The organism is Prosthecobacter sp. (genome assembly GCF_044373815.1).
GTDB lineage: Bacteria > Verrucomicrobiota > Verrucomicrobiia > Verrucomicrobiales > Verrucomicrobiaceae > Prosthecobacter.
In genome coordinates this window covers 1-3,086 of the sequence record NZ_JBIPNG010000638.1, presented here as the reverse complement: position 1 = coordinate 3,086, position 3,086 = coordinate 1, and the positions used below count along the sequence as shown (strand labels likewise).

3 protein-coding genes are annotated in these 3,086 nt (G+C 59.7%); all 3 read left to right on the top strand.

Going from position 1 to position 3,086, the window contains the following annotated elements; translation table 11 throughout:
• Positions 1–48: 48 nt before the first annotated feature.
• Positions 49–357, top strand: coding sequence for a hypothetical protein (locus ACIREA_RS29530; protein ID WP_397385906.1), 309 nt, complete (start codon positions 49–51; stop codon positions 355–357).
• Positions 308–1,381 (top strand): carbon-nitrogen hydrolase family protein, encoded by a 1,074-nt coding sequence (locus tag ACIREA_RS29525; protein ID WP_397385905.1) that lies wholly within the window; start codon positions 308–310, stop codon positions 1,379–1,381. The genes ACIREA_RS29530 and ACIREA_RS29525 overlap by 50 nt, the downstream gene beginning before the upstream one ends.
• Before the next feature lie 79 nt (positions 1,382–1,460).
• Positions 1,461–3,086, top strand: a 1,626-nt coding sequence (locus ACIREA_RS29520) for a tetratricopeptide repeat protein (protein ID WP_397385904.1), incomplete at its 3' end; no start/stop codon positions are given.

Here is a 3,086-nt window from a genome sequence, read left to right as displayed (position 1 = left end):
CGAGATTGTGCCGCATAGACTGCGGCTTGATCCACCGTACACTCCCGCATGAAATCCCTCACAGCCCTCCTCTGCCTCCTCGCCACCGCTTCCCATGCGGCGTTTTCAGATGGCTGGGTGCTGTGGTCTCCGCGTGATGAGGCGAAGCCTGCTGCGGAGGCCAGTCAGACTGGCGGACATGATGGCAAAGGGGCGCTGGTTCTTGAAACGGGTGCGGGTGAGCAATGGATCGGCTGTTGGACGAACACGCTGCCGGTCGAAGGCGGTCAGCATTACCAAGTTCAGCGCGTGGAAAAAGGCCAGCGCCATGCCCACTGTGCGCCGCAGCGTGTATGCGCGCATCCTTTGGCAGGATGAAAAGGGCCAGCCCGTGAGCTGGGAGGAGCCTGCGAAGCAAGGTTACGCGAAGGGCACCGTCCCGCGTGCCGAGCCTGAGTATCCGCATGTGCCTGATGGTGAAGGGAATCAGTGGATTCATTGCGAGAGCACCCTGCGTGCGCCGGTGAAGGCCAAGCAGGCGAAGATTGAACTCTACCTCCAGTGGGCGGCGAATGCGCGTGTGGAGTGGAGTGATGTTTCACTCGCTGCGGTGCCCGCCCCTGCCCCGCGCAAGGCACGCCTCGCCACGATTCACCTTCAGCCGAAGGACGGCAAGAACCCCGCCGACAAGCCGCCGCAGTATGCGCCGCTCATCGCGGAGGCTGCCAAGCAGAAGGCCGATCTCGTGGTGCTCGGCGAGACGCTCACCTACTACGGCACCGGCAAGACGATGGCCGAGTGTGCCGAGACGGTGCCCGGACCCAGCACCGAGTACTTCGGCAAGCTGGCGAAGGAGCACAATCTCTACATCGTCGCCGGCCTCGTGGAGCGTGATGGCAAGACGCTGTACAATACTTCTGCGCTCCTGGGCCCGGATGGCACGCTCGTTGGCAAATATCGCAAAGTGACCCTGCCGCGTGGGGAGATCGAGCATGGCATCACGCCAGGCCATGACTACCCGGTGTTCGACACACGATTTGGCAAAGTGGGCATGATGGTCTGCTACGATGGCTTCTTTCCTGAAGTCGCCCGTGCGCTCACAATCAAGGGAGCCGAAGTCATCGCCTGGCCGGTGTGGGGCTGCAATCCCATGCTCGCCGCTGCACGCGCTTGCGAAAACCACGTCTACATTGTCAGCAGCACCTACACGGACGCCACCAAGAACCAGTGGATGATCTCAGGCATCTTTGATCACTATGGCGATGTACTGGCAAAGGCGGATGTGTTTGGCACGCTGGCCATCGCAGAAGTCGATCTCAATGCGCCCACGCATTGGAACAGCCTCGGTGATTTTAAGGCGCAGATCCAGAGCCATAGGCCGCCGGCTTTGAAGGAACCTTGAGGACAGAGAAGCCACGCTCGTTGATTGAGCCCGCCATTTTTTACTTTCCACGGCATCCGATTTCTGACGGAATGCCAGGGTGAGATTCATCGTCTTTTTTCTCCTCAGTGCGCTCTGCGCTGCGCATGCGGCGGAATCAGCCGGCATGTCGCGGCTGCGTGAGTCCTTGGCGAAGGCGGAGCAGGAGCATGGAAAGGAAGCGCCCGAGGTTGCGGCACGCCTCAGCGAGCTGGCAAGCCACCTCGAAGCCGCTGACAGCTTTCAGGAGGCGGAGGCACTCTACCGGCGTGCGCTGGCGATTCGGGAAAAAGCCTCAGGCGTGACTTCGGCTGATCTTGAATCGAGTCTGAACAATCTCGCCGACCTGCTGCGGCAAACGGGCCGGGAGAAAGAGGCGGAGCAGCTCTATCAGCGACTGCTGACCTGCATTGAAAAGCGCCCGGATGGCGAGTCGTCCCCGGAAGCCGCCACCTGTCTGGGAAGCCAAGCGGAGCTGCTTTTGAGCATGCACCAATCTCACTCCGCGTTTGTCGAGTATGTCGAACTGCTGAAGCTTCATGAGCAGCTCTCAGGACTCAGCAATATTGCGGTCAGTACCAAGCTCAACAAAGCGCAAGAGCTACGGGAAATCATTCTGACAGGTCGTGGCAACATACTGCTCTACCAGCAGGCGCTTCAGATTCACGAAGAGGCCGTTGGCGCTGAAAATGCCGAGCTTGCCACCTGTCACTCCATCATTGCAGGTCTGCTGCTGTCCGAGGCGCGCAATGCGGAAGCAGAGCCCCTGCTCCGCCGGGCGCTGGAAATTCGCACCTCCATCATGGGGCCGAAGCATCCGCTGACCGCCCAGGTGGCCTACACACTGGCGGAGCTGCTGGAGCGAACCCAGCGCAGGAAGGAAGCCGTGCCACTCTACCGTCAGGTTTTGCCCGTGCAGGAGAAAGCACTGGGCCCGGATGCTGCCATCACCTGCGCCTGCCGTGTTCAGCTGGCGCAACTGCTCAGCGAGCAAAACCTGCATCAAGAGGCACTGCCGCTGCAGCAGCGCATCGTCGAAAACATTGAGCGGACGAAAGGCCCGGAAGACCACAGTCTCTTCTCCCATCTGAACCATCTGGCAAACACACTGCACTCGCTGCGCCGCTACCCGGAGGCAGAAGCCGCCTATCGAAAAGAGCTCTCGGTCGCAGAAAAAGCCTTTGGCCCGGACAACTCCATGGTCACCGGCTCCCTCTCCATGATTGCCCAAACTTTGAGCGACATGGATCGCTGGAAAGATGCCGTGCCGTTTCTGCGCCGCAAACTGGCGGTTCATGAGAAAAATCTGGGGAAGGCTCATGAAACTGTGGCGGTGGATCTCAGGGTGCTGGCAGGTTATTTGGTGAAGGCGGGTGAACCCCGCGAAGCAGAGCCACTGCTGCGCAGCTCACTGGTGATTTTAGAAAAGACCAAAGGACCTGAGGACGCTCAAGTCGCTGTTGTCTTGAAGCATCTGGCTGACCTCCTGTGTGATGTGGAGCCCAGAGAGGCGGAGAAATTGTATCTGCGCGCGATCAAGGTGAGCAAGAAGTCTATGGGCGCAGGGCATTCGTTCACCAGAGAAATTGCCGAACACTACGAGGCCCTGCGACAGACTTTGAAAAAGAACGATGCTGAGGACGAAGGCCTGCGCGCAGTCCTGAAACTGAATGGCAAGATCTGGGAT